A 3,111-nucleotide genomic window follows, 5' to 3' on the forward strand; every position below is an offset into this window, starting at 1 on the left:
AAATTACCCGTTGATACAATTCAGAATATAGAAAATACGCTTCGCGAAGATGTATTGGCGAAGGCGGGGAACAGCGCCGGAGCACGCATAGAAGGACAGCTGATATCTATATTCAACAAGCTGGATGAAGATTTGCTTGCCACCATATCCACAACTCTGGAGCAGCGCCAACCCGACAAGCTTTTGGCTATAAAACAAAAGATGTTCGTGTTTGACGACTTGATGAAATTTGACGCGATGATGTTGGGCAAAGTGATGCGTGAGGTTAGCGGGAATACCCTGCCTCTTGCGCTGCGCGGTGCCAAAAAAGAGTTGCGTGAATACTTTCTTGGGTCTTTACCATCTCGTTCGCGAGACATGCTGCAAGACGAAATGTCTTCAATGGGGCCGGTTAAGTCCAAAGACGTGAAAGAAGCGCAAACACAATTGGTACAAGCGGCATTAAAGCTGATGTCAGATGGGAGTATCGCCTTGCCTGATGACGAAGAGGACCTGATGGACGACGAACCGCTTTGATCAGCGATATAGTCGCGAAGCAGAAAATGTCACAGCAGAGATATCGATGGTGAACGGCACGAATTGCCCACCCAAATTAGATGATTGCAACAAGTTCAACGCCGTATTGTTTGATTGAAACGCCTGTGGGTTCAATACATCTGAAATGGCTGCGAACTTGGTAATCAGGCGCTGCCGTTCATCCGGATCAGCCAATTTTTTCAAGTCAAACTTTTCAGCAAGTAACTTCTTTTGTTTGTCGATATCCAACGAAGCCATCTGTTGGGGCAGGCCAAGAGAAACCTGAAAAAAATTGGTCAGCTTTTCATCGCTCAGGACTTGGAACCAGTTATTGATTCCGCTGAATTTATCGCGAAACTGGAGAATGGTGCCGACCGTTTCATTCTGACTGTCATTTTCATCGATGTATTGCCGGTTGTAAAATTTTGCGACCAGAGCATCCTGAAACTTGGAATTGCTCAGATCAGGGACCTGCGGGCCGGCCTCTGTTGTAAAACCCAGCGTGAGATGTAGTTCGCGAAACCGACTGTCGGACAAGCGGTTCATCAACGAATCCGGGGCTACTGGATCCGATTCAAGCATTTTGCGGATCAAGCCTTTTCCGAATATCTGTTCCTCCAGATCAAAAGCGCGCATGACGAAACTATAGACTTCGTAATCAGCGATAAGTTCTTTAGGTGAGGTAATACTGCCGATTCTTTCGCGAAACGCTTGTTCCGCGCGTTTGTTCACCGGGTCATTGCTCATGAGCGTTAATTGCTTTTCGCGGGTGGCATCAATTAACTTTAATGCGGTTGAGCTCCCCAAGCCGGAAATACTAAGCATTGGCCATCCTATTCTGCTGCGGTTGCGGCGTTCTTTTGCTGGATCATTTCGAAAAGCTTTTCTTCGTAGGCCATCAGTGAACGCAAAGTGCGCATGGCTTTGTAAAAGTCCGCGCTGGAAACATGTGCGGCCGCCTCAAAGATATGATTTGCCATTTCGTCATGGAATACAGGTACCAGCTTGCCCAATCGTTTCTGAATAATAGGGACCAGTTTTTCACGCGTAGCGGGGTCGAGTAGGGCGGTCTGAATAAAGAAATATACTTCTTTTACCGGTGTTCGCTGTTCTTCCTGACCCAGAAGATCTGCCTCGCGGATGATGTCTGCGTGGCTTTCGATAACAAGTACCTGACGCCTGTCGGCGTTGCGCACGACACACCCATTGATTAAGACGCGTTCGTTGGGCTTTAATGTCAGTCGCAATGCCATAAGCGTTACTCCGCAGCGACGCGGATGGACCGCCCGCCGAGCCCGTCGATAATGTTACGGTTTATATCTATCAGCGGCTGAACGTTTCTCGAGCCAGCAAGAACACCTTTGGTGTGAGTTTCCACCCACAGCGAAAGCGATATCAGCGCGGCGCGCAGTTCAGCGGATAATCCGTTTTCCGCTTCGGCAAGATCCGCTTTGAAAGTCAGCCAGATCCTTTGATTTTCCCAAAGTATTTCACGCAAGCCATCGGCGAGTATTCTCAAACGTTCTGGCTTTTCTTGTTGAGAATCAAACGCTTCGCAGGCGACTTCCAGCCGTGACGTAACGCTTGCCAGAATCCTTCTTTCAATTTGCCGGGGTTCTTCAGTATGCGAAATGGTCCGCTTATATGCGGTTACACTCATCTTTTTTGCCTTTTTCTGCCTCACAACAACTGTAGAGTGTATCAGTTAAGGGAAATTTAAAGAATCCCCGGAATGAGCAATGCTAGGCTAATTTTTGCTAAAGAAATCAAAAGTATGGCAACCATGTCACACATGTTTGCTGCATTCAGCTTTTGCTGGGGGCGGTACCTGTTGCCTCTGGTTTAGCGATCTTGGCAGTATGCACCTAATGGATGTGAAGCGACGGCTTGCCGAACCGATCGCCCGTATTACCCAAGCTGCGCACCGCCCAGTCTGCGTCTGTAAATCCGTCCCCCAACAGCGCGCTTTTCTGTTCAAAAGAGGCCAATGACACGATGATATTTCCAATGGAGCGCCCCAATTGCTCCGGCGATGTCTGGTCCGTTCCAACTGCCGAACGCGCTTCAAACAGGATGATGGCATCTTCGTTCAGATCAAGTCCGAACTCTTCTTCCATAACGTCCGCAACAGTTGCCCCGGGTATGATTTCCTCGCCTGCATACATGGCAAAGGGTGCGCATTGGTCGTCTCGTCCGTGTATGATAAACCTGGTTAACGGTGCGGCCAAAAGAGAGTTCAATATGCGTCCCAAAGGCGAAACACTATGAGCTTCGGTAAGCTCCAGACGATTGCCCCAGATGTGTTCCATAAGCTCAGAACGCATAACGTATATCCCTCGTAAGTGTTGGTACAACCTCAGGGTACCTGCCAATCACAGCGATTTGAATGAACGATTTGTTAATATTTCAAGCCGCCCTACCGATGAAACAGACCGCCGGACCAATTACCATAAGAGGCGGATGTCGAAAGGTAGTACCCAGTAAATCGACGATTTACCTTATTTTTCAGTAACCAAATATAGTAGATATATCCCGCGAGAACACCATCTTTGGTAGGTAGGGCAAAATGTAGAGAGGTAAACAGGCTCGCCTAAA

General features: G+C 48.2%; 5 protein-coding genes. 1 reads left to right on the plus strand and 4 read right to left on the minus strand.

All coding sequences use genetic code 11. The features are described from left to right. The coding region (locus tag ACN0IC_RS14760; RefSeq protein WP_416879537.1) for a FliG C-terminal domain-containing protein at positions 1 to 516 on the plus strand (516 nt) is incomplete at its 5' end. Here ACN0IC_RS14760 and ACN0IC_RS14765 read toward each other — a convergent pair. From ACN0IC_RS14765 to ACN0IC_RS14780, 4 genes are all read right to left on the minus strand, one after another. Further along, on the minus strand, positions 517 to 1,341 hold the full coding sequence (locus ACN0IC_RS14765; protein WP_416879538.1) for a DUF1217 domain-containing protein: 825 nt from the start codon (positions 1,339 to 1,341) through the stop codon (positions 517 to 519). A gap of 8 nt (positions 1,342 to 1,349) precedes the next feature. Then, the gene (locus ACN0IC_RS14770; protein ID WP_416879539.1) at positions 1,350 to 1,769 is read right to left on the minus strand and encodes a flagellar biosynthesis repressor FlbT; all 420 of its coding nucleotides are present in this window, start codon (positions 1,767 to 1,769) and stop codon (positions 1,350 to 1,352) included. 5 nt (positions 1,770 to 1,774) lie between these two features. After that, positions 1,775 to 2,176, minus strand: a complete 402-nt coding sequence (gene flaF / locus ACN0IC_RS14775) for a flagellar biosynthesis regulator FlaF (RefSeq protein ID WP_416879540.1) — start codon at positions 2,174 to 2,176, stop codon at positions 1,775 to 1,777. Between the two features lie 205 nt (positions 2,177 to 2,381). Further along, a complete protein-coding gene (locus ACN0IC_RS14780) occupies positions 2,382 to 2,840 on the minus strand; it encodes a hypothetical protein (protein ID WP_416879541.1) in 459 nt (152 codons plus the stop codon). Positions 2,841 to 3,111: the final 271 nt, after the last annotated feature.

The organism is Litorimonas sp., from assembly GCA_029936425.1.
Taxonomy (GTDB): Bacteria; Pseudomonadota; Alphaproteobacteria; order Caulobacterales; family Maricaulaceae; genus Litorimonas.

Coding starts and splice junctions, on each gene's coding strand:
- ACN0IC_RS14765 (WP_416879538.1), bottom strand. CDS start 1,341: ATGCTTAGTATTTCCGGCTTGGGGAGCTCAACCGCATTAAAGTTAATT.
- ACN0IC_RS14770 (WP_416879539.1), bottom strand. CDS start 1,769: ATGGCATTGCGACTGACATTAAAGCCCAACGAACGCGTCTTAATCAAT.
- flaF (WP_416879540.1), bottom strand. CDS start 2,176: ATGAGTGTAACCGCATATAAGCGGACCATTTCGCATACTGAAGAACCC.
- ACN0IC_RS14780 (WP_416879541.1), bottom strand. CDS start 2,840: ATGCGTTCTGAGCTTATGGAACACATCTGGGGCAATCGTCTGGAGCTT.